The organism is Rhodanobacter sp. FW106-HT46G03, from assembly GCF_058789895.1.
On the sequence record NZ_JBYTCC010000001.1, the window covers coordinates 410,909 to 434,031 of the forward strand.

Annotated in this window: 16 protein-coding genes; 11 read left to right on the top strand and 5 right to left on the bottom strand. The window is 65.8% G+C overall.

Translation table 11 applies throughout. The features are described from left to right. Positions 1 to 3: 3 nt before the first annotated feature. From dmpE to prpC, 11 genes are all read left to right on the top strand, one after another. On the top strand, positions 4 to 792 hold the full coding sequence (dmpE, locus tag AC3WP6_RS01720) for a 2-oxopent-4-enoate hydratase (protein ID WP_492626069.1): 789 nt from the start codon (positions 4 to 6) through the stop codon (positions 790 to 792). 11 nt (positions 793 to 803) lie between these two features. Continuing rightward, entirely contained in the window at positions 804 to 1,592 is a 789-nt protein-coding gene (gene dmpH, locus AC3WP6_RS01725; protein WP_492626070.1) for a 2-oxo-3-hexenedioate decarboxylase, read from the top strand. 21 nt (positions 1,593 to 1,613) lie between these two features. Further along, positions 1,614 to 2,519: an acetaldehyde dehydrogenase (acetylating) gene (locus tag AC3WP6_RS01730; RefSeq protein ID WP_492626071.1), complete on the top strand. Its 906-nt coding sequence runs from the start codon at positions 1,614 to 1,616 to the stop codon at positions 2,517 to 2,519. A 10-nt stretch (positions 2,520 to 2,529) separates the two neighbouring features. Continuing rightward, positions 2,530 to 3,576 carry a 4-hydroxy-2-oxovalerate aldolase gene (dmpG, locus tag AC3WP6_RS01735; protein ID WP_492626072.1) on the top strand — a complete coding sequence of 349 codons (1,047 nt, stop codon included), beginning with the start codon at positions 2,530 to 2,532 and terminating at the stop codon, positions 3,574 to 3,576. Positions 3,577 to 3,671: 95 nt separating this feature from the next. After that, a complete protein-coding gene (locus AC3WP6_RS01740) occupies positions 3,672 to 4,637 on the top strand; it encodes a WD40/YVTN/BNR-like repeat-containing protein (protein WP_492626073.1) in 966 nt (321 codons plus the stop codon). Between the two features lie 11 nt (positions 4,638 to 4,648). Then, positions 4,649 to 7,102 carry an efflux RND transporter permease subunit gene (locus AC3WP6_RS01745; protein WP_492626074.1) on the top strand — a complete coding sequence of 818 codons (2,454 nt, stop codon included), beginning with the start codon at positions 4,649 to 4,651 and terminating at the stop codon, positions 7,100 to 7,102. 35 nt (positions 7,103 to 7,137) lie between these two features. Continuing rightward, a complete protein-coding gene (locus AC3WP6_RS01750) occupies positions 7,138 to 9,219 on the top strand; it encodes a DUF1302 family protein (RefSeq protein WP_492626075.1) in 2,082 nt (693 codons plus the stop codon). Between the two features lie 44 nt (positions 9,220 to 9,263). Further along, complete coding sequence (locus AC3WP6_RS01755; RefSeq protein ID WP_492626076.1) at positions 9,264 to 10,622, top strand: DUF1329 domain-containing protein; 1,359 nt, start codon at positions 9,264 to 9,266, stop codon at positions 10,620 to 10,622. A gap of 95 nt (positions 10,623 to 10,717) precedes the next feature. Then, entirely contained in the window at positions 10,718 to 11,308 is a 591-nt protein-coding gene (locus tag AC3WP6_RS01760; RefSeq protein WP_492626077.1) for a 2-hydroxychromene-2-carboxylate isomerase, read from the top strand. A gap of 43 nt (positions 11,309 to 11,351) precedes the next feature. Beyond that, on the top strand, positions 11,352 to 12,245 hold the full coding sequence (gene prpB / locus AC3WP6_RS01765) for a methylisocitrate lyase (RefSeq protein WP_492626078.1): 894 nt from the start codon (positions 11,352 to 11,354) through the stop codon (positions 12,243 to 12,245). Further along, positions 12,242 to 13,387, top strand: a complete 1,146-nt coding sequence (prpC, locus tag AC3WP6_RS01770; RefSeq protein WP_492626079.1) for a bifunctional 2-methylcitrate synthase/citrate synthase — start codon at positions 12,242 to 12,244, stop codon at positions 13,385 to 13,387. The genes prpB and prpC overlap by 4 nt, the downstream gene beginning before the upstream one ends. 264 nt (positions 13,388 to 13,651) lie before the next feature. Here the strand turns inward: prpC and AC3WP6_RS01775 are convergent, their stop codons facing one another. From AC3WP6_RS01775 to AC3WP6_RS01795, 5 genes are all read right to left on the bottom strand, one after another. Next, on the bottom strand, positions 13,652 to 15,328 hold the full coding sequence (locus AC3WP6_RS01775; protein ID WP_492626080.1) for a trehalase family glycosidase: 1,677 nt from the start codon (positions 15,326 to 15,328) through the stop codon (positions 13,652 to 13,654). Continuing rightward, entirely contained in the window at positions 15,325 to 17,586 is a 2,262-nt protein-coding gene (locus AC3WP6_RS01780; protein ID WP_492626081.1) for a glycoside hydrolase family 65 protein, read from the bottom strand. Before AC3WP6_RS01780 ends, AC3WP6_RS01775 begins: the two co-directional genes overlap by 4 nt. Then, complete coding sequence (locus tag AC3WP6_RS01785) at positions 17,583 to 19,403, bottom strand: putative 2OG-Fe(II) oxygenase (RefSeq protein WP_492626082.1); 1,821 nt, start codon at positions 19,401 to 19,403, stop codon at positions 17,583 to 17,585. The genes AC3WP6_RS01780 and AC3WP6_RS01785 overlap by 4 nt, the downstream gene beginning before the upstream one ends. A gap of 88 nt (positions 19,404 to 19,491) precedes the next feature. Further along, complete coding sequence (locus tag AC3WP6_RS01790; RefSeq protein ID WP_492626083.1) at positions 19,492 to 21,735, bottom strand: glycosyl hydrolase family 95 catalytic domain-containing protein; 2,244 nt, start codon at positions 21,733 to 21,735, stop codon at positions 19,492 to 19,494. Between the two features lie 45 nt (positions 21,736 to 21,780). Further along, entirely contained in the window at positions 21,781 to 23,046 is a 1,266-nt protein-coding gene (locus tag AC3WP6_RS01795) for an MFS transporter (RefSeq protein ID WP_492626084.1), read from the bottom strand. Positions 23,047 to 23,123: the final 77 nt, after the last annotated feature.

A 23,123-nucleotide genomic window follows, 5' to 3' on the forward strand; every position in this document is an offset into this window, starting at 1 on the left:
ACCATGACCCTGGAAGCAGGCGATATCCGCCGTTATGGCGATGAATTGTTCGATGCGCTGGTGGCGCGCCGCGCCGTGGCGCCGCTGACCGAGCGCGTCGCCGACATCACCATCGAGGATGCGTACGCCATCCAGTTGCGCATGAACCAGCGGCGGATCGGCGCGGGTGATCGGGTCGTCGGCAAGAAGATCGGCGTCACCTCGAAAGCCGTGCAGAACATGCTGAAGGTGTACCAGCCCGATTTCGGCCAACTGCTTTCCAGCATGGTGTGCAGCGAAGGCGAAGCGATCGACACGGACAGGCTGATCGCGCCGCGTGCTGAATCCGAAGTGGCGTTCATCCTGAAGCGCGATCTGAATGGGCCGGGCATCACCGCGGCCGACGTGCTGCGCGCGACGGATTACGTCCTGCCGTGTTTCGAGATCGTCGATTCGCGCATCCAGGACTGGAAGATCAAGATCCAGGACACGGTCGCCGACAACGCCTCCTGCGGCGTGTTCGTGCTCGGCGGCACGCCGCGCTCGCCGCGCGGCCTGGATCTCGCGGTCGCCGGCATGGTGGTCGAGAAGAACGGCGAGATCGTTTCCACCGCCGCCGGCGCCGCGGTGCAGGGCTCGCCGGTCAATTCCGTGGTGTGGCTGGCGAACACGCTCGGCGCGCTTGGCATCCCGTTCAAGGCGGGCGAAGTGATCCTGTCCGGATCGCAATCGCCGCTGATGCCGGTGACGGCAGGCGACTCCTTCCACTGCAGCGTCGGCGGTCTCGGCAGCTGCTCCGTGCGCTTTGCCTGAGGGTCGCCACCATGACGCTTGACGAAAAGACCATTCAACAATTGGCGGCGCATCTGGAAGACGCCGAACGCGAGGCGCGCGCGGTGGCGAAGATCACCGATGCCCACCCGCACCTGGATCGGGATGACGCCTACGCCATCCAGGCGGCCATCCGTGCGCGCAAGGAAGCCCGCGGTTCGCGCGTCGTCGGGCTCAAGGCCGGGCTGACCTCGCGCGCCAAGATGAAGCAGATGGGCGTGGAGACACCGTGTTTCGGCCTGCTGTTCGACTACATGAGCGCGGCCAACGGCAGTGAGATCCGCATGGCCGAACTCATTCACCCGAAGGTGGAAGCGGAAATCGCCTTCGTGCTGAAGCAGCCGCTGCGCGGCCCCGGCTGCCACGTCGGCGCGGTGCTCGCCGCCACCGACTTCGTGGTGGCGGCGGTCGAGATCATCGACTCGCGTTACGAGAATTTCCGCTTCGACCTCGCCAGCGTGATCGCCGACAACACTTCGGCCAGCCGCTTCGTCGTCGGCGATGTCGCCGCCGACGTCGAAGGCCTCGACCTGCGCACGCTCGGCCTGGTGATGGAGAAGAACGGCGAGATCGTCGCGATGGCGGCAGGCGCTGCGGTGCTTGGTCATCCGGCCACCGCGGTCGCGGAGCTGGCCAATCACCTTGCCCGGCGCGGCCAGGAGATTCCGGCCGGCACCTACGTCATGAGCGGCGGCGCGACGGAAGCGATTCCGGTTGCGGCGGGAGATGCGATCCACGTGCGCTTCCAGAACCTTGGCAGCACGTCGATGCGTTTTGTCTGAGACCAGTACAGGAACCCGAGAATGAACAAGATCAAGTGCGCCATCATCGGCCCCGGCAACATCGGCACCGACCTGTTGTACAAACTGCGCCGCTCCAAGGTGCTGGAGCCGGTGTGGATGGTGGGTGTGGTGGCCGCTTCGGAGGGCCTTGCGCGGGCGCGCGAGTTCGGCCTGAAGACCACCGCCGACGGCGTCGACGGCATGCTGCCGCACGTCATCGAGGACGGCGTGCAGATCGCGTTCGATGCCACCAGCGCCGCCGCACACAAGGCCAATTCGGACAAGCTCACCGCGCTCGGCGTGATGATGATCGACCTCACGCCGGCGGCGATCGGCCCGTACTGCGTGCCGCCGATCAACCTGCAGCAGCACACCAGCCAGCAGGAAATGAACGTCAACATGGTCACCTGCGGCGGCCAGGCCACGGTGCCGGTGGTGGCGGCGATCTCGCGCGTGCAGAAGGTGGCCTACGGCGAAATCGTGGCGACCGTCTCCTCGCGCTCGGCCGGCCCCGGCACGCGCCTCAACATCGACGAGTTCACCGTCACCACCGCCCTCGCGGTGGAACGCGTCGGCGGCGCGAAGAAGGGCAAGGCCATCATCATCCTGAACCCGGCGAAGCCGCCGCTGATGATGCGCGACACCGTGTATTGCCTGACCGCGGAAGCGCCGGATCAGAAGGCGATCACCGAGTCGATCCAGAAGATGGTGGCCGAGGTGCAGACCTACGTACCCGGCTACCGCATCGTCCAGGGCCCGATCTTCGACGGCAACCGCGTCTCGGTCTACATCGAGGTCGAAGGCCTCGGCGATTTCCTGCCGAAGTACTCCGGCAACCTCGACATCATGACGTCGGCGGCCACCCGTACCGCGGAAAACTTCGCCGAACGCATTCTCGATGGCACGTTGAAGCTGAAAGTCGCATAGGGCCAAGCACATGAGTACTGAGAAGAAGCACATCGTCGTGCACGACGTCACCCTGCGTGACGGCATGCATCCCCTGCGCCACCAGATGACGCTGGAGCAGATGACCTCCGTCGCCACCGGGCTGGATCGCGCCGGTATCCCACTGCTGCAGGTGACCCACGGCGAAGGCCTGGGTGGCGGCTCGGTCAACTACGGCTTCGGCCGGCACACCGACGAGGAGTACCTCTCGGCGGTGCTGCCGCTGGTGAAGCACGCCAAGGTGTCGGCCCTGCTGCTGCCAGGCATCGGCACGGTCGATCACCTGAAGATGGCCTACGACGTGGGCGTGCGCAGCATCTACATCGCCACCCACTGCACCGAAGCGGACGTGGCGCAGGAGCACATCACCGAAGCGCGCAAGCTCGGCATGGATACCGTCGGCTTCCTGATGATGAGCCACATGAATTCCGTCGAGGGTCTGGTTTCCCAGGCCAAGCTGATGGAAGGCTACGGCGCCAACTGCATCTACATGACCGACTCCGCCGGCCACATGCTGCCGGCCCAGGTGACCGAAAAGATCCACGCGCTGCGCGCTGCGCTGCGTCCGGAAACCGAGCTTGGTTTCCACGGCCACAACAATCTGTCGATGGGCGTGGCCAACAGCGTCGCGGCGGTGGAGGCGGGGGTCAATCGCGTCGATACCTCGTGCGCCGGGCTGGGCGCGGGTGCCGGCAATACCCAGACCGAGGTGTTCGTGACGGTCTGCGCCTTGATGGGGATCGAGACCGGGGTCGACATGTTTGCGATCCAGGACGTGGCCGAGGATCTGGTGCGGCCGATGAAGAAGACACCGCAGAAGATCGGGCGTGACGCGCTGACGCTGGGCTATGCCGGCGTGTACGGCTCGTTCCTCGGCTTTGCATGGCGGGCCTCGGAGAAGTACGGCGTGCCGGCGCGCGAGATCCTGTTGGAAATGGGGCGGCGCGGCATGGTTGGCGGTCAGGAAGACATGATCGAAGGCACCGCCTACCGGCTCGCCAAAGAGCGCGGTGTCCTGAAAACCGGTACCGACGCGTGAGCTGACGGGTGAGGCAGCGCGGTGCTGCTTCACCCGGCCGCCACATCGAAGCAACAACTGACGCTGCCATGCGCGCATGGCGGAGCGAGGGGATCATGCAACTTGTCGACAGGCGATACGCATACGGGCTACTCATGGCCACGGCGCTTGCAGCGGCCGTGAGCGGGTGTGCCGCCGATCAGGGAACCACCGGGGCCGCGGCGGCCGTCGCGCCCGATGGGACACGCCGGACCGATCGCTTCGATGCGGTGGCGGCCACCAGCGAAGAACTGGTGGCGGGCACGCTTGGCGGCGTCATGCTGAGCAGCCGCGACGGCGGGCGCAACTGGACCCGCGCAACCCTCGCACCACCTGCTTCCATCATCGGCGCCACCGCCTGCCCGGGCGACGTGCCGGTGGCCCTCGATTTCTACCGCAAGGTCTGGGTCCAGGTCGATGGCCAATGGGCAGCCCGCCCCATCCCGGGAAAGATCACCCCGGTTGCCATGACCTGCGACGGTGCCGGGCGGTTGTGGGTGGTCGGCAGCCACACCGACATCGCGATGAGTGGGGATCACGGCAAGACCTGGGTGTCGACGACCCTCGGCGAGGACGCGATCCTGAGCACGGTGCATTTCTTCGACCCTGAGCACGGGATTATCGGCGGGGAATTCGGCACCGTGCTGAACACCGTTGATGGCGGCAAGACCTGGACCAAGGCCAGCCCGCTGCCGGCTGATTTTTATCCCTATGCCATGTACTTCTCGAACAAGGACCGCGGCTGGGTGAGCGGGGTTGCAGGGGCGATGTTCACTACCGCCGATGGCGGCCGGACGTGGGTGGCAAGCGACAACCCGGTAAAAGCCAGCATTTACGCGTTTGGCGGCCATGCCGAAAAGGCCTATGGCGTTGGCGCCGACGGTAAATCCATCACCCTGGTCGGAGACAACTGGGCAGCGCGCCAGGTCAATGACGCGAGTGCCGGTGAATTGACCGCGGTTGCGGCCATTCCATCCGGTGGTGCCATGGTCGCAGGTGGCTCGCAATTGATTCAGTTCGGCACCCGCCGAAACGCTGATTGAAGGTTGACATCATGCATAAGCTACGCAATGTCATTACCGGTGCCCTGGTGCGCGGTGAACAGTGGTTGTTTGCCAATCCCAAAACCGTACTGGGCATCATTTTTCTCATCACCGTCGTGTTTGCCGCTTTCTTGCCGAAGCTGCGCATGTACACGGATTTCAATGATCTGTTGCCGCAGGACAGTGCCTATATCCAGACCTACAACCGAATCAAGGACAATTTCGGCGGCGCCAATCAAATGGTCGTGGAGATCCATGCCGAGCACGGCACGATCTTCAATGCCAAGGCGCTGGACCTGATCTACCGGGCAACGCAGGGCGTGGACAGCCTGCCGTTTGTCGACCACAACCAGGTGTCCAGCCTTGCCCACCGCACGGTGCGTTCCACCCACCTCGCCTCCGACGGCAGCATCGTCTCCACGCCGTATTTCGACCCGCACAATCCGCCCACCAGCAAGGCTGCCCTGCAGCAGTTGGAGGCCGCGGTAGTCGAGAACCCGCAGGTGTACGGCATGCTGGTATCGCCGGACTTCAAGTCGGCGCTGATCCGTGCCCGGCTGACCGAGGGCCAGGTCGACTACCGCACGTTCATCGATGCGCTGATCAAGTTGCGCACCGACCTGGCCACGCCCGGCTATGCCATCCATGCCACCGGCAACCCGGTGCTGACCGGCTATGTCTACACCTATCTGAACCAGATCATCGCGATCCTGTTCGGCACCGTGGCGCTTTTGGCCGCCCTCCTGATCCTGTATTTCCGCCGCTTTTACGGCGTGCTTCTGCCGCTGATCGGCATCAGCCTGTCGTCGATCTGGGGCCTGGGCTTCATGGCGATGTTCGGCTTCAACCTCGAACCGCTGGCCATGCCGATCCCGTTCCTCATTGCGGCGCGCGCCATGTCGCATGGCGTGCAGTTGGTGGCGCGTTATTACGAGGAATTCGAAGTCGTCCACGACGGCAAGCGGGCGGCGCGCAACGCGCTGGAGGCCCTGTTCCGGCCCGGCTCGCTCGCGATCATCGTCGACTCGCTGGGCATTGCGGCCCTGGTATTGGCCACGGTGCCGTTCGACCAGAAGCTGGGCATGTCGGCCGGGTTCTGGGCGTTTTCCGTCATCTTCACCGTCCACTTCATGGTGCCGTTGGCGTTGACAGTTCTGCCGGCGCCACGCAAGACGCAAAACAAGAACCACGGCATTCGCGCCGCCCTCGGCAAGTTCATGGCGCGCACCGGGGGCAACCGCCCGGGCGCCCAGACGATACTGGTGCTGGTCCTGGTGTTGTTTGGCGCGGGTACCTATTACGCCTCCCATGTCCAGATTGGCGACTCGGAACCCGGCTCGCCCTTGCTGCAGCGGACCCACGACTACAACCTGTCCACCACCGCCATCAACACCGCGTTCCCCGGCTCCGAGGAGCTGCATGTGTTGGTGCGCACTGACCAGCCCGGCGGCATCAAGGATCCCAAGGTCCTGCACGCCATCGAGCGCCTGCAGAACGACATGATGCTCGACCCGGACACCGGCGGCACCACTGCGCTGCCGATGGTCGTGCGCCAGGTCAACCGGTTGACCCACTACAACGATCCGCGCTGGGCGCAGATACCGAGCGACGCGCGCGAGGCCGGCGGGTTGATGTTTGCCTACATGGCATCGAGCCCGATCCCGGGGGCGCTCAAGCAGTACGCCAACCCGGCAAGCGATGAAGCCGACGTGGTGTTCTATTACAAGGACCACCGCGCGGTCACCGTGGACCGCGCGATGAAGCAGGCGCGCGACAGCATCGCCCGGATCGCGCCGGGCGTGCCGGGCATGTCGATGGAATTGGCCGGTGGGCTGATCGGCGTGACCGCGGCGACCAACCGCGCGATCGACCGCGACAACGTGGTGATCGTGCCGCTGGTGATGCTGATCGCCTTCCTGCTGGTCATGGGGTATTACCGCTCGGTCCACGCCGGCGTGCTGATGGTCGTCCCGATGCTGTTCTCGACGGTCATGACGTATGCGTACATGGGCTGGCGCGGCATCGGCATCGACGTCAACGTGGTGCCGGTGATCGCGGTGGGTGTCGGGGTGGGCATCGACTACGCGGTGTACTTCATGGACCGCATCCGCGAAGAGATGGCCCGCGTGCCGGATCTCAAACGTGCGGTGATCGAGGCATTCAGCACCACTGGATATGCCGTGAGCTTTACCGCCGTCACGCTCGTGGCCGGCGTTGCCCTGTGGATCTTCATGTCGGATCTGCGTTTTCAGTCCGACGCCGCCCTGCTGCTTTCGTTCATGCTCGTTTTGAATGCGGTCGCAGCCATGTTCATCGTGCCGGCCTGGTGCCTGATTCTGAAGCCGCACTTTGTTACCCATGCCCACGCCAGCAGCTGGGAGGCTCCAGCCGACGATGAATATTGCGAGCCCGCGATGTTTGCCGCCGGTCAACAAGACGCTGTAGGCAAGTCCGAAATCGCTTGAGCTGCAACAAACCAACACGCCTGGAGGGGAGACCAATGAGCAAAAAATCCACCGCCGCGAAACGCGGCGCATGGCTGCTACTGGCCGGTACGCCGCTGCTGATAATGGCGCCGAACGTACTGGCACAAAATACGCAATCGGGATGGGACGTCCACGGATATTACGAAAACGATACCCAGTACCGTGGCGAGGACTACACCGGACACACCGCCGGTTTGTCGAAAATGCGCAATACGTTCCAATTGTCGCTGGGCAAGCAGGTTTCGGATCACTGGAAGTTTCACGCCACCCTGCGCGGCACGTTTGATGGCGTGTACCGCATGAATGCCAGCGAATACGGCAATGAGGCTGGTGGCCCGATCCAATTGCAGAACTCGGCGTACCAGGCTTTTGTCGGCAGTCCGTTCACCAATCTCGCGCAGCCGTTTGTGCCGCACGGTGGTGGCTTGAACCACGACGAGGCCACGATGCTGGGTTTGCCGCCGAGCAATGCGTTCGGCATCAACTCCACCAACCCCGGCGCACCCAATTACAACCCCAACCAGGGGATGATCGTGCTGGGGCAGCGCTGGCATTCGGTCAACCGCGGCGGGGTGGAATTTGGCGTGCCGGTGCGGCCATGCAATGTCGACCCGCGTGGTTGCGTGAATTTCGGCGGCTACGGCAACCTCAGCCGTCACGACCTGGAGTTCCCGGAGTTCAACAACCGGTTTGATTTCCTGCGCGAGGTGTATGTCAGTGGTGACGTGCCGCTGTCGCCGACCAAGTCGCTGTTCATCAAGGTGGGGCGCCAGCAGGTGATCTGGGGGCGTACCGACCTGTTCCGCGTGCTCGACGTCATCAACCCGGTGGATTTCTCGCGCAACAACATCTACGACGAGCTCGAAGACACCCGCATTCCGATGTTCATCACCACGGTTGAATACCGCATGGGGGCGTCGAAGTGGTTCCAGGATTCCAACCTGCAATTGGTCTGGAACATGGAAAAATTCCGCCCCAGCAACCTGGGCCAGTGCGGAACCCCGAACTCGATCCTGGACGCGGGCTGTTTCTTCCGCGGCATGAAGAACCTGTGGGACAACGGTGGCACGGTAGCCAACTTTGCGGCGATCCCGCCGGGTACGCCGCCAAACGCCGGTGGTGCCGGGTTCGCGGCCACCGACTTCGGCCCCCACCAGATCGGCATTCGCAACGTGGTTCTACCAAAGTGGACGCTGAACAACTCGCCGGTCGGGTTGAAGTTCGAAGGCGTCTCGGCGGGCGGTGCGCTGTCGTTCTCGCTGAATGCACTGACCTACCGTTCGCAGTTGCCGAGCCTGCACGGCATCAACACCGCAGCCATCAACTCCTTCACCGGGGTGCCTGGCAATGCGGGTTCGCCGCCGCCGTTCAATCAGATTCCGGTGGAGCATCTGATCGCGTTTGACATGCATTTTCCGCGTGTCAACCTGTTCGGTGGTTCGATGGACTACCAATGGGATTGGGCAAAGTCGACCATCCGCTTCGAGGGCGCGTACACCCGCGGCGAAGAGTTTGCCAACACGCTGCAGCCGCAGCTGTATTCCAAGAACCCGGTGTTCCGCTCGGTCATCGGCATCGACCGCCTGAGCTTCATCCCGTTCATCAGCGGCGCACAAGCCACGTTGGTGTCGGCGCAGGTGTTCTTCCAGCACATCTACGACTACCAGAGCAAGCACGGCCCTCTGGGCCCGGAAGGCATCCCCGACTGGAAGAACAACCTGACGTTCACCCTGTTGGTGAAGCCGACCTACATGAACGGCCGCCTGAGCCCGCAGTTGCTCATCGCGCATGACTGGAAGGCCCACGCCGGCACCGTTTCACCTTCCATCAACTGGCTGGTGAACAACCACGTCAACCTGACGGCCGGCGCGCTGTTCCACTACAACGACCTGAGCCGTTACGGGTTTGACGATTGCCGTTCGTGCAATCCGTGGGCGCCGTTCACGACCTACACCAACGCCAACCCGATGCAGGCGCTCACCGATGGGTCGTATGGCCTGGGTGGCATCGAGCCGCTTGGCCGCTTCCGGGCAGGTCCGCTTGGTACCGCGGGCAAGGAGAACCAGTTGTTCGTCAAGTTGCGGGTCAGCTTCTGATGCTGCCGAACCGTTTTGCAGACCATCATTTCTGGAGGTAGATCATGAAAAAGAAACCGCTTGCCACGGCATTGGCGGCATTGCTGACAATGCTCTCCGCTGCAGCCATCGCGGCCGGGCAGTCCACCGGATTTGTCGAGAACAACAGTCCGACCGGCGATGCCGTGGTCGATGCTTCGTTCAATCCGTACGCGAAAGGCATGCCGACTTCCCCGGGCTATACGCCCGGCGTGACGATCAACAAGGAGAATGTCGAGAAGTACAAGGACATTCTCGACCCCGGCATGTATCTGGTCATCAAGAATGGCTGGTACCAGGTGCAAACCAAGCCGACGTTCTCGGAAATGTTGCCGAAAAGCTATCGCGACGCGACCAAGGCCGACTACAAGAACGTGAAGGTCGACGCCAAGACCGGCCAGCTGGATGGCTACGTGGCGGGGCGGCCGTTCCCGGAGGAGCCTTCGCTGAAGGACCCGGCGGCGGGCCTGAAGCTTGCGTGGAACTTCCAGCGCGGCCTCAACTGGGGCGACAACGGCACGATCAACCCGTTCATTTTCCAATACAAGGACATGAAATCCGGGAAGGTGGAGCGTGTGATCAACATCGAGTACCACACGCTCAACTACAAGCATCGGTTTGAAAATACGCCGATTCCGGACATTACCCCGAATCCGTCGAACGTCTTCCGCAGCATCTACCTCAAGGTCAACAGCCCCGACGACGTGCGCAATACGCAGTTGTTGATCCAGCGTTACGACGACGATCGCAAGCTGGATGACACGTACCTGTATCTGGGCTTCCAGCGTCGGGTGCGGCGTCTGCCTTCGGCGCAGACCACGGACTCGTTCCTCGGTTCGGATTTGATGATCCAGGATTTCGAGGGCTACAACGACCGCGTGGCGGCGATGAAGTGGACCTACAAGGGCACCAAGAACGTGCTCATTCCGCTCTATCGGCACAACGAACTCAAGCTGTCGAGTGAGTTTCCGCAGTCGAACGGATACAAGTTCGTCGCCTTTGGCGGCCAGGGCGGGTGCTTCCCGGAGATCACCTGGCAGCTGCGCAAGGTGTATGAACTGGAGGCAGTGCCGGTCGATTCCGGTTCGCCGATCAGCAAGCGCATCTTCTTTGTCGATGCACAGACCGGTGCGCTGGCGCGGACGTTGATCTACGACCGCAAGGGCTCGCTGTGGAAGAACTGGATCATCGGCAAGACCGACCCGGATTATCAGCTTGCGGGCAACAAGGGCTCGGGCATCCCGATCGACGACTCGTTCTCGATGGTCGATCTGGAGTCGCAGCACTGCACCACCGGGCAATTCGAGGGACAGATCAATCCCAAGCTCAGCCCGGAGCGGATGTTCCAGGTGCAGTACATGCGTGATTCGGGTGGCGGCAACTGAGTGATTGCCATCCTGGTGGCCAGGGACGGCCACCGGCGGATAGTGGTGGTCGGCGTACCGCCGATCGTGCGTAGCCATCGATTGAGGTGGGTTTGATGGAAAGTGTCCAGCTGGAAATCTTCTTCAATTTTCGCAGCCCGTATTGCTACCTGGCTTCCAAGCGCATGTTCAACCTGCTGGACGACTTTCGCGTCGAGCTGGCGTGGCGTCCGCTGGGCGGGTGGAATGGACGCTCGCCGCCGGAGCGGGCGAAGTTCAAGGTGCCGTTGGCCCGGCAGGATGTCGGACGGTTCGCGCGGCGGATGGGCATACCGTATGTGCCGCCGCCGAAGACCACCGAACCGACCAGCGCGGGAGCGGTTTCGCTGCTGGCGCAGGAGCGCGGCGTGTTGCGCGAGTACGTGATCGAGGTGATGCGCACCGAGTGGGCGGATGGTCGGGACATCGGCGATCTCGATGTGCTGGGTGCGGTCGCCGAACGGGTCGGCCTGGAGCGTGCGGCGACGCTGGCCGCGGCCAAGGACCCCGCGCGGTTGGCCGTCCTGACGGCCAATTGGGCACGGGCGCAGGAACGCAATATCTTTGGCGTCCCCACGTTTGTCGTGGGCGACGAGATCTTCTGGGGCCAGGACCGGCTGGATTTCGTGCGCGAACATTTGACCGAGCTGCGTCTCGCGCGGCTCTGACGGCACAAAGGCCCCTGGCCGCGTTCGTAGAGGCGCAAACACCGTGCAATCGACATCTTCCGGCGCCCGTTTCCGGGCGGCAGTAGCGGCCGAGCGACCGTTGCAGGTGGTGGGGGCGATCACCGCGTACGCCGGGCTGATGGCGAAGCGCGTCGGCTACCGGGCGCTGTATCTCTCCGGCGGCGGGGTGGCGGCCAACTCGCTGGGCATGCCGGATCTGGGCATTTCCACCATGGAGGACGTGCTCACCGACGCCCGGCGCGTGGTCGAGGCCACCGGCCTGCCGCTCTTGGTCGACATCGATACCGGCTGGGGCGGCGCGTTCAACATTGCGCGCACCATCAAGAGCTTCGAGCGCATCGGTGTCGCCGCGGTGCATATCGAGGACCAGGTGGGCCAGAAGCGCTGCGGCCATCGCCCCGGCAAGGAGGTGGTGCCGAAGGCGGAAATGGTCGACCGCGTGAAGGCCGCGGTGGACGCCAGGACCGACGCCGATTTCGTGGTGATGGCGCGCACCGACGCCGCCGCGAAGGAAGGCCTCGACGCCGCGATCGAACGCGCCGTGGCCTACGTGGAAGCCGGCGCCGACATGATCTTTCCCGAGGCGATGCAGACGCTGGACGACTACCGCAAGTTCAAGGCGGCGGTGCAGGTGCCGATCCTCGCCAACCTCACCGAGTTTGGTTCCACCCCGTTCTTCACCACCGCCGAGCTGGCCAGTGCCAACGTGGATATCGCGCTGTATTGCTGTGGCGCGTATCGCGCGATGAACAAGGCGGCGCTGGGTTTCTACGAAACCGTGCGCCGCGACGGCACGCAAAAAGCCGTGGTGGACACCATGCAGACGCGCGAGGAGCTGTACGACTACCTCGGCTATCACGCCTACGAGGACAAGCTCGACGCGCTGTTCACGCACCAAACTGGAGAACTTCAATGAGCGAACAAGTCCTTCCCAAAGCCAAGAAATCGGTGGCGCTGTCCGGCGTGGCCGCGGGCAACACGGCGCTGTGCACGGTGGGCCGCAGCGGCAACGATCTGCACTATCGCGGCTACGACATCCACGACCTGGCGGGCAAAGGCTGTTTCGAGGAGGTGGCGCACCTGCTGGTGCACGACCACCTGCCGAACTGGACCGAGCTGCAGAACTACAAAGCCAAGCTGAAGCGCCTGCGCGGGCTGCCGGCGCCGGTCAAGGCCGCGCTGGAGCTGCTGCCGGCCGCGACCCATCCGATGGACGTGCTGCGCACCGGCTGCTCGGTGCTGGGCACCGTGCTGCCGGAGAAGGACGACCACAACGTCACCGGCGCGCGCGACATCGCCGACCGCCTGATGGCGAGCTTCGGCTCGATGCTCTTGTACTGGTACCACTTCAGCCACAACGGCAAGCGGGTGGAGACCGAGACCGACGACGAGTCGATCGCCGCGCACTTCCTGCACGTGCTGCACGGCAAGGCGCCGAGCGAGCTGCACGCCAACTCGCTGGACAAGTCGCTGGTGCTCTATGCCGAGCACGAATTCAACGCGAGCACCTTCAGCGCGCGCGTGATCGCCGGCACCGGGTCGGACATGTACTCTTCCATCACCGGTGCGATCGGTGCGCTGCGCGGCCCCAAGCACGGCGGCGCGAACGAGGTAGCGATGGAGATCATCTCGCGCTACCGCAGCGCGAACGATGCCGAAGCGGACATCCGCGCGCGCGTGGAGCGCAAGGAGATCATCATCGGTTTCGGCCACCCGGTGTACACGGTGTCCGACCCGCGCAACGAGATCATCAAGGAGATCTCGCGCAAGCTGTGCACCGATGGCGGCAACCCGGTGCTGTTCGCGGTGTCCGAGCGGATCGAGAAGGTGATGGGCGAGGTCAAGAAGATGTTCCCGAACCTCGACTGGTACTCGGCCAGCACGTACCACATGCTCGGGGTGCCGACCGCGATGTTCACGCCGCTGTTCGTGATCTCGCGCACGGCCGGCTGGAGCGCGCACGTGATCGAGCAGCGCCAGGACGGCAAGATCATCCGTCCGAGCGCCAACTACACCGGCCCGGAAGACCTCGCCTACGTGCCGATCGACAAGCGCTGAGCGCGTGGTCTTGGTTCCGACCGTCGCAGTGGTACCGGGAACGCCGACTGCTGACGAGGCGCAAGACGGCGATGTGCGACGCGTCGGGCCGCTTCAGGTTTACGCGGCTTCCAGCGAGCAGGCGTGTGCTGGCTGTCGTGGTAGTCGGGAGCATCGCGGGCCAGGGGCCGGAATGCCGCGGGGGCCGATCATGAAGAGCCTTACGCTCGCGGCTGGCACGAAAGCGCAGGCGATCCTTGTGCCTTGAAACGTCGGAGCAGGCCCTCAGTCGCCCAAGGTGCCTGGCTGCTTTGACGAAGCGGGCGCCTGGGTGGTGGCGTGATCGAGCAGCTGGTGCAGCTTCAGGTACACGCCGTTGGTCCAGCCGAAGCCGATCACGTTCTGCGTGTAGCCGGCGGTGATCTTCACCGCGGCGTTGCCCTGCGCCATGTTGTATTTCTCGCGGATGGTGCCGTCGGCGGCGAAGCCGCGATCCACGCTGGCCATGAACTTGCCGGCGAGGCGGCGCGCGTCGGTGTGGAAGCCGTGGGCGTCCAGGCCGGCGATGGCGAGCCAGTTGGTCGGCGCCCAGCCGTAGGGCGCGTCCCATTGCGCGCCGGTGGTGCGCGTGCTCATCGCCAGGCCGCCGCGCTGCTCGAACAGTGCGAGCTTGCCGCGCAGCGCCTGTGCCTGGGCAGTGGAGGCGGCGCCCGCCCACAGCGGGTAGAAGGTGTTGAGGTAGGGGTCGGTGGAGGGCTTGCCCGCGACGAAGTCGTAGTCCATGTACATGCCTTGCGCCGGCTGCCACAGGTATTTGTCCATCGCCGCCTGGCGCGCGGCGGCGGCCTGCTGCCAGCGGGCGGCGTCGGCGGTTTTGCCGAGTTCCACCGCGAAGTCGTGCAGGTCGCGCTCGTAGCGGTAGAGCAGGCTGTTCAGGCCCACCGCCGCGTAGTGGTGGGTGGCACCGGCGAACGGGCCGAAGTGGAAGTTCACGTCGAAGCCCGATTCGCGCATCGCGCGGTCGCCGAGGTAGTAGTCGGCGCTGAGTCGGTAGCCGTCCACCCACGCGCCGGCGCAGGCCTTCGAGGCCGTGACATCGCAGCTCGCGGCCTTCAGCCGTTCGGTTTCAGCGGCATCGGGGTGCTGCGACGCCTGGACGAGATAGCCGGGATCTGCTGCCCGATGCGCCAGTAGCCAACGGATCACGCCCTGGTAGTAGCTGGCGTCGTGCGCTTCCAGCACCGGGCCGTGGCCGTAATCGAAGTAGCGTGCCAGGCCGGTGTCGCCGGCGCGGTGTCCGGGCCGCAGCCAGAGGTCGTGGTTGCGCACGGCCAGCGGGTAGGCCTGGGCCAGCCAGGCACGCCGGTCCGTGGCATCGCGGAAGCTGGCGGGATCGGCGAGCAGCGCGGCCATCATGGCGGAGAGGAACGGCGGCTGCGAGCGACTGAGGTAGTAGCTGCGGTTGGCGTTGAGCACGCCGCCGTAGTGCTGCACCTCGAACAGCGCGTTGTCCACCATGTCGCGCGCCAGCGCCGTGTGGTGATCGGCCAGCAAGCCCAGCTCGATGAAGTAGCTGTCCCAGCCGTACATTTCGTTGAAGAAACCGCCCGGCACCACGTAGGGATGCGGCAGGTAGAGCAGGCCTTGTACCGGCAGGGTGGCGGCGTCCAGCTCACCGAGCTGGTGAATCGTCTGCGGCAATCGGCGTACCTCGACCTGACAGGCCTTGGCGATGCGCGGCAATGCTTCCGGCATCGGCAGTTGATGCGGCAGGTAGATCACCAGGTGCGTGTCGCCCGGCCCCTTGCCGAAGGCGGAGCAGTCGGCCATCTGCCGCGTGAGCGTGGACCAGGCGTGGTGGATGTAGTCGAGCGTTTTCGCGGCGTCGGGCGTGGCCGCGCTGGCCAGTGGCGCGGACGCCATCGCCAGCAGCATGGCGGCGAGGCGAGTGTGGAGTTTCATGGTGAGATGTCCCCAGTGGAACGGATGGTGGTCAGCGACAGCGCCGGCTTGCCGTTGGCGCCGCGGCGCACGGTGATGTCGATATGCCGGTTGCGGAAAGTGACGTCGCGCAGCGTCAGCGACTTCCATCGCGCGGGCAGCATCGGCGGATAGGCCGGCACCAGTCCCTTCGACTCGATGCGCAGGCCGGTGAAGCCGTAGAGGATGTTCTGCAGCATGCCGGCGCTGGCGGTGAGGAAGTAGCCGGTGTTGTTGTGCGCGGTCTCGGTGCGCACGTCGAACGGCGTCTGCACCACGTGCGCCTTGAGGTTGCGCTCGAACCACATCTCGGCATCCGCGCTGTCGCCCGCGGTGGTGGCGGCGATCGACAGCGGGGCAAGGCCCATGCTGTTCGGGTCATGGCTGGAATGCTCGATCGGACCGAGCGCGTAGGCGTAGTCGCGGCGGCGCACGGCCGTGGTCATCGGCAAATCCAGCGAAGGCAGCGCGAGCATCGGCAGCGAGCTGCCGCCCCAGGTGTCGCGGTTGTGCGGCACGGACGGGTCGAAGTCGAGGTGGTGCCCGTCGGAGAATGGCAGGTACAGGCCATCCGCGACCCTGGTCCAGCGCGGGTCGGCGGTTTCGCCGAGCACGGCGGCCGCGGCGGCGGCGATTTGCAGCGCCTTGCGCGCCGCGGCATTGGTGTAGGTGTCGTTGGGCACGTCGCTGTAGTCCTCGTCCACCGAGGTGACGTGCTCGATCTCCCAGCGTTGCTTCGCCGCGTTCCAAGTGGCGCGGCTGGCCCAGAAATCGGCGACGGCGTGGATCACCGGCCAGCCGTGCCGGCGCAGCCATGCCTTGTCGCCGCTGGCCAGCCAGTACTGCCACTGCGCGATGGCGACGTCGGCGTTGACATGGATCTCGCGCTCGTCGAGCACCTGAGCCGAGTGCGGTGTCTGCGAGCTGCCGTCGTCGGGGTCGGCCTCCCACGGATACATCGCGCCGCGCAGGTCGCGGGCACGGGCGCGCGCCTCGGCCGCCGGCAGCGTGCGGGCGCGGAACGCCACCAGCGATTTCGCACGCTCCGGATGCAGCAGGAGCAGGGCGGGGAACACCCAGGTGTCGCTGTCCCAGAACACGTGCCCGGCATAGCCCGGCGTCATGCCGCAGCCGCCGGTGGCCCACGCGGTGCCGGGTGTCACATTGGACAGCAGGTAGTAGAGGTCCGCGTGCACGATGCGCTGTGCGGCGGGGTCGCCGTCGATCACCACGTCGGACTTCCACAGCGCGTGCCAGGCCTCCCGTTGCGCGTGCAGCAGCGCGTCGAAGTCCCGCTCGCGTGCCTGTGTGGCCAGCGCGAGGTCGGCTCGTGCGTCGCCGCCCCAGCCTGTGCGCGAGACGGCGACGAACTTGGCGAAGCGGTAGCGATGGTTCTTGTGCACATCCACCACCACGTCGAGCGCCAGGTGCAGGCCGTCGCGCACCACCTTGGCCGAGATTGGGTGCATGTCTTGCGGCAGCGCCACGGCGACCGCTGCCGCCATCGCCGCGCCGTTTGCGGCACGGCCCTCGAGCCACAGCGTGAGCTGCGTGGCATCACCGCCGCGGTCCAGCACCTCGGTGGTGCCGGGATACCACAGCGCTGCGCGATCCGGCGTGGCGGGCGCGACGGGTTCCAGTTTCAGGTGGTACTTGTCCAGCTCCTGGTGCATTTCCGCATCGCTGATGCGGGCCAGCGCGAAGCGCGGCTGGTGCGGCGCCCAGGCGTCCAGTGCAAACGACAGCTCCACGCGGCCATCGGAATGCGGCGTGAGGACGAGCCGGCTGCCGGCGAGGTGCGGCGAGGCCTGGCTCACCAGCGAGAGGACTTCGACGTCGGTGCTGCGTTCGCCGTCGCGGTAGGCGTAGCGCGTGGCCAGCGTGCCGTCGTGCATGTCCAAGGTCTGCGCGTAGTCCTGGAAATGCGCGGCGTCCAGTGGCGCGGCGTTGAGCCAGGCGCCGCTCTCGGTGCGGTAGTCGATGGCGCTCCATGCGGGCACGACGGCCGGGCGTGCGATGTCGCCGGGCGTGCGATCCATGAAGGCGACGAGATAAGCCGGTGCGTCTTCTGTGCCGCGCGGCGCGGTCAGCGTGGAGGCGTAACCGTTGCCCAACTGTCCGGGAAAGTAATTTGCCCAATCGGCGGCGCTGGCCTGCAGCACGAAGCTGGCGTCAGTGGCGGCGATCACGGGCGGCGTCGCCAGTGCAAGCAGGATCGTGGCAATGGCGACGTGTTTCATGCGGGCGCTCCCGGCACCGCGTCGAAGGCCACCGTCAGGCGTGCCTGCTCGCTGTGGAACGGCACGGTGCCGTGCCACACATAAGAGGGGAACAGCACCAGCATGCCGGGCTCGGGATGCACGGCGTGCTGTGCGGGCAGCGGTGGCGTGGTGATGATGCCGGGCTGGCCGAAGGTGAGCCAGCCGGCGTCCGTATCGCCGTCGGCCATGCTTGCGGGCAGGTCGATGTAGCAGGCCGAGGAGATCCAGCCGCGCGGGTGTACATGGTTGGCGTGGAAGCCGGCGTTGCGCAGCCGCACCGACCAGCTGCCGTGGTAGCGGTAGTTGCCGCGGTTGCGCCGGCGCAACGCGTCGTCGCCCTGGCCGAGGCCGGCCAGGTAGTCGCGGATGGGGGCGTCGAAGGCGCGAAACAGAGCCTGGATCACCGGGTTGGCGTGGCGCGCCAGGTCCGTCGTGGTCTCGGTGCCGTGGCGCAACGACTGGAACAGCAGCGGATGGCCGTGCGGATCGTGCAAGCGTTCCAGGCTGCGCTTGAGGTCGGCGAGGAAGGCTGGGAGGTTTGGCCATCCATCCGGCGTCGGCACCTGGTACGGGCGCACCAGGTGCGGGTAGTCGCAGTACACCGCGTGGTGCGGGTCGCCGAGCATCCGCCACGCGGTGGTCTCAAGGGCGATCAGGTACTGGTCGTCGGGCGCGTCGGCAAGCAGGGTCTCGCACTGTTCGAGCGCGCGCGCAGCGTCGCCGGTGCCGAGCAGTGCAGCGGCAAGCAGGCTGCGCGCGGTGCTGGCGGTGGGTTGGCGTTGCAGTGCGCGTTGCGCCAGCGTCTGGGCGGTAGCCGGATCGAAGGCCAGTGCGCTGAGTCCGGCGCGCACCAGCAGGGTGGGCGCGGCCTGCGGGCGCTCCGCGGCGGCGGCGAGGCAGGCCCAGGCGCCGCGCGCATCGCCCACACCCTGCAGGATCGCGGCCTTGGTGGCGAGCAGGGTCTCCTCGCCGGGAAAACGGCGCAGCGCCGCGTCCAGCATCGCGGTGCTGGCGGCGAGATCGCCGCTGCGCATCCACACCAGCCGCGCGAGGTGGTCGTGTGCCTCGGCGTCGCGCGGCGCCAGCCGCAGGCCGTCGCGCAGATCCGCTTCCGCGCGGGTGAACTCGCCCAGCGCCACCCGGCTGCGGGCACGGGTGAAGTAGGCAGTGGCATCGGGGTGCTCGCGCGCCAGCGCGCGGCCGGCGGCGCGCTCGGCCTCGGCATGCTGGCCAGCGGCGGCCAGGGCGATGGCGAGCGCGTGCGCGGCGGAGGTCTGGTCGACGGCGGTTTCCGCTGCATGGCGGTAGAACTCCACCGCTTCCGCGGCGCGGCCCAGCGCCGCCAGCGCCGCCACGTGCTGCGCCGCAAACGCGGCATCCACGCGGCCGGCGGCACACCGCGGAGCGATGGTGGACAGCGCATCAGCCGGGCGCAGCTGATCGTTGTAATGGCGTGCGAGGCGCAGCGCGGCTGCCGGCAACTTGGTCGCCGCGCGGCGCAGCAGGGACTCGCCTTCTTCGTTACGGCCGGCGGTAAGCAGCAGCTCGCCCAGCGTGGCGAGCGTCGGCGCCCACGCCGGGTCGAGCGCCAGCGCGCGGCGCAGCAGTTGCTCGGCCTCCTCGGCATCGCCAAGCCCGAGGCGCAGGCCACCGAGCAGGCGCAGGGCTTCCACGCAGTCCGGATGATTCGCGACGAGTATCCGAAGCTGGTCGTGTGCCCGCTGCAGGTCGCCCGCCTGCAGCAGGTTGCCAACCTGGCGCAGGGCTTCCAGCAGCGTGGGTGCGGGCGTGGACATGGCGGACTTTGCCGGTTACCGCGGTGGGTTGGCTCGCCCGCGCGAGCGGCGCACAGGAGCCGAGGGGTTGGAAGTCATGTCGGGCGCCTCACTGCGCTGTCTTTATCAAATTCGTGTTGCCTGCAGCATCGCGTTGGAGGCGGATGTCGAAGCGCTGGCCGCGAAACTGGATGTGCTTGAGCGTGAGTGATTTCCAGCTGGGCGGCAGCACCGGTGGATAGGCGGCATCGAGCCCCTTGTCGTTGATGCGCAGGCCGGTCAGGCCATACACGAGGCTTTGGATGTAGCCGGCGGAAGTGGCCAGGATGTAGCCGGCGTTGTTGGCCGCGGTTTCGGTGCGCACGTTGAACGGGGGCTTGAGAAAACCGACCAGGTTGCGCTGCAGCCAGTCGCCGGCGGCCTTGCCGTTGCCCAGCTCCGCCTCGCCCACGGCGAGCATCACCATCATCATTTCATTCGGGTCGTCGCCGTGGGTTTGCAGCGCCTGCAGCTGAAAATCGAAGTCGTTGCGGCGCACCGTGGCGCTCATCGGCAGGTCGAGGTTGGGGTACATCAACCACGCCAGCGAAGACCCCATCCAGGTGATCTTGTCGTGCGGCACCGACGGGTCGAAGTCTTCATGGCGTTGCGCCGCGGCGTTGAACGGGAGATACATCTTGTCGGCAATCCGCGACCACTGCGGGTCGGGCGTGGCGCCCACCTGTTTGGCGGCCGTGACCGCGATGCGCAGCGCCTTTTGCGCGGCGGCATTGGTGAAGGTGTCATTGGGCACGTCGCTGTACGCCTCGTCGGGCGAGGTGACGTGCAGGATCTCGTAGCGGTCGTGGGCCTGGTCGTAGGTGACCCGGCTGGCCCAGAACTCGGCAATGCCGCGGATCACCGGCCAGCCGTCCCGCTGCAGCCAGTCGCGGTCGCCAGTGGCCAGCCAGTACTGCCATTGCGCGATGGCAATGTCGGCGTTGACGTGGATCTCGCGGTACACGTCGTAGGCAAAATGTGGCGTGTTGTCGACGCCGGTTTGCGGATCGGATTCCCACGGGTACATCAGCCCCTTCGCGCCGTAGTGCCGCGCGCGCGCCGCAGCCGGCGCCATCGTGCGGTCGCGGAACATCACGATCGGTTTGGCGCGCTCCGGGTGCAACAGCAGGAGTGCAGGGAACACCCACGAATCGCTGTCCCAGAACGCGTGGCCGGCGTAGTTGGGGGTGAGCGCGCAGGCGCCCATCGGCCAGGCGGTGCCCACCGTGGTGTTCGCCAGCAGGTAGTACAGATCCGAGTGCACCGCCCGCTGCACCTGCGGGTCGCCATCCACCACGATGTCGGATTGCCATAGCTGGTGCCACGCCGCAACGTGCCGCGCCAGCAGCGGGTCGAAGCCGGTCTGGCGGGCGGCCACGGCAGCGGCGAGATCCGCCTTGGCGTCGCCGCCCCAGCCGGCGCGCGAAACCGCAACGTACTTGGTGAAGGCGTAGCGTTGGCCGGATCGAACCGGCACGGTGAGGTCGAGCGAAAGCTTGTACGGCCCTTGGCTGACGTGCACGTCCTTGGCGGCAAGACCGGCCGGCAGTTGCAGTGCGGCCGCCTCGGCCATCGCCAGCCCCTGCTTGGCCTGGCCGTCCAGCCACAGTGTCAGCGTCTGCGCGTCGCCGTTGGCCGCCAGCACCCGGGTGTAACCGGGGTACCACACCGCGGCGCGGTCCGGCGTGGGCACCGGCTTGTTGCCGAGGTTTTGCCCACTGGCGATCACCGCAGAAATCATCTGCTCCCCGCTCAGACTGGCGATCGGAAAGCGCGGCGCGTGTTCCGACCACAACCGGATCGGGAAGCTGAGCGTCACCTCGCCGTCGAAGTGCGGGGTGATGGTGAACCGCACCGCCGCCAGGTGCGGGTCGGCCTGGCTGACGAAGCTCTGCACCTCGATTCCGGTCGACTTGTTCGCGTAGTTGAAGTCGTAGCGCGTGGTCAGCGTGGCGTCGTGCAGGTTCAATGTCTGCGTGTAGTGGGCAAAGATCTTGGGGTCCAGCCGCGTCGCGTTGAGCCATCCGCCGCCGGGGTTGTAGTCGACCTCGTTCCAGCCCGGGATTGCGGCCGGGCGGGAAATGTCCTTCGGGTCGTAGTCCATGAACGCGACCATGTAGCTGCGGTCGGGTTCGGTGCCGCGCACCGAGGTCATCACCGAGAAGTAGCCGTTGGCCAGGTAGCCGGGAAAGTAATGGCCGAAATCCGCGCTGGTCGCGGTCAGGAGAAAGCTGGGGTCTTCGGCCGCCATGACCGGGGTGGCGAGCAAGGTCGCGAGCGTGAGGCAGGCGATGCGAACGAGACGATGGTGCATGCGGACTCCTTGCGTGGGCGTGGCGTTGGTGCCCTGGCCGTGTCGTCAGTCGGACGTTGCGACGCCGACCACGGGTTCCGGCGGACGGACGCGATCGGTTTCGCGCTTGAAAAAGTAGAGCGTCACCAGCACCAGGCTCATCGGCACCAGTGAAAAGTAGAACGCGTCGATGCCGTTGGAGCGGGTGAACACGATCGCGGTGATGCGCGAGCCAAGGGTGCCGCCCAGCGCGGAGAAGATCACGATCAGCCCGGTCATCGCGGCGTGCGAAGGCTTCGGCAACGCGCTCAGCACCACCGAGTTGATGACCGGATAAATGGGTGCCATCAGCAGGCCCACCAGCGGGAAAACGTAGGCGGCGATGGGCGCGTTGAACCACGCGATATCCGCGCGCGGCAGGACACCGCGTGCCAGCGGCAGGCTGACCAGCACCACGACGCCCATGCCGATGACGCAGAGGTTGAGCAGCACGTACCAGTGCATGCGGCGCAAGGCCTGCCCGGCGCCGAGGCGGCCCAGGGCCAGCGCGGCCGGCAGGATGCTGGCGATCTGGATGCTCATCGCATTGGGCAGCTTGAGGATCTCGTTGTTGAACGTCGGCAGCCAGGTGGAGAAGCTCTGTTCGATCAGCACGTAGAGGAAGGCCGAGATCAGGAACACGTAGACCAGCGGCCGGGCAAACAGCTGGAGCATTTCCACCAGCGAGCCGGACAGGGTGCCGGTGTGCGCGTTGTGCGCGGCCGATTCATCCAGCTCGCAACTCGCCAGCAGCAGGATCACCGCGGCGCAGGCGCCAGCCAGCCACCAGTACACGTTGAGCCACCCGAGGTTGGCCGGGTTGGCGTGGTCGACGAAGGCGCTGAACAGCCAGTTGCCGACCAGCACGCCCAGCATGAACATGCCTTCGATGGTGGAGGTCAGCCGGCCATGCGCGCCGGGGTTGGTCGTCAGCAGGCCAATCGAGCTGTACACGCCGACCTTGGCCAGCGCAAAGGACACACCGATGCAGGTGAACAGCAGCTCGGTGGTGCGAAACCCCGGCCACAGCGGCATCAGCAGGCAGGCGCCGCCAAGCAGCGCCAGCGCAATCAGCATGGCGCGCTTGTAGCCGATCAACGGCAGAAACGAGGCCACGCCGAAGGACACCACCGCAATGGTGAGGTCCTTGAATAATTCGAGCAGGCTGGCCCGGGTCTTGTCGACGCCGAAGCTGGCCATGGACTGCAGGATCACCGTACCCACGCTGTTGAGCAGGATCGCGAAGACCACGTAGGTCAACGCGAGTGCGGCGATGGTGCGATATCGGTTCATGCACACCCCGGATCGGTGGCGCGCACCGGGCAGGGCGATCCGGGCGGGTGGCGCATGCCCGGATCGCCCTGCGCGGA

Coding starts and splice junctions, on each gene's coding strand:
- dmpE (WP_492626069.1), top strand. CDS start 4: ATGACCCTGGAAGCAGGCGATATCCGCCGTTATGGCGATGAATTGTTC.
- dmpH (WP_492626070.1), top strand. CDS start 804: ATGACGCTTGACGAAAAGACCATTCAACAATTGGCGGCGCATCTGGAA.
- AC3WP6_RS01730 (WP_492626071.1), top strand. CDS start 1,614: ATGAACAAGATCAAGTGCGCCATCATCGGCCCCGGCAACATCGGCACC.
- dmpG (WP_492626072.1), top strand. CDS start 2,530: ATGAGTACTGAGAAGAAGCACATCGTCGTGCACGACGTCACCCTGCGT.
- AC3WP6_RS01740 (WP_492626073.1), top strand. CDS start 3,672: ATGCAACTTGTCGACAGGCGATACGCATACGGGCTACTCATGGCCACG.
- AC3WP6_RS01745 (WP_492626074.1), top strand. CDS start 4,649: ATGCATAAGCTACGCAATGTCATTACCGGTGCCCTGGTGCGCGGTGAA.
- AC3WP6_RS01750 (WP_492626075.1), top strand. CDS start 7,138: ATGAGCAAAAAATCCACCGCCGCGAAACGCGGCGCATGGCTGCTACTG.
- AC3WP6_RS01755 (WP_492626076.1), top strand. CDS start 9,264: ATGAAAAAGAAACCGCTTGCCACGGCATTGGCGGCATTGCTGACAATG.
- AC3WP6_RS01760 (WP_492626077.1), top strand. CDS start 10,718: ATGGAAAGTGTCCAGCTGGAAATCTTCTTCAATTTTCGCAGCCCGTAT.
- prpC (WP_492626079.1), top strand. CDS start 12,242: ATGAGCGAACAAGTCCTTCCCAAAGCCAAGAAATCGGTGGCGCTGTCC.
- AC3WP6_RS01775 (WP_492626080.1), bottom strand. CDS start 15,328: ATGAAACTCCACACTCGCCTCGCCGCCATGCTGCTGGCGATGGCGTCC.
- AC3WP6_RS01780 (WP_492626081.1), bottom strand. CDS start 17,586: ATGAAACACGTCGCCATTGCCACGATCCTGCTTGCACTGGCGACGCCG.
- AC3WP6_RS01785 (WP_492626082.1), bottom strand. CDS start 19,403: ATGTCCACGCCCGCACCCACGCTGCTGGAAGCCCTGCGCCAGGTTGGC.
- AC3WP6_RS01790 (WP_492626083.1), bottom strand. CDS start 21,735: ATGCACCATCGTCTCGTTCGCATCGCCTGCCTCACGCTCGCGACCTTG.
- AC3WP6_RS01795 (WP_492626084.1), bottom strand. CDS start 23,046: ATGAACCGATATCGCACCATCGCCGCACTCGCGTTGACCTACGTGGTC.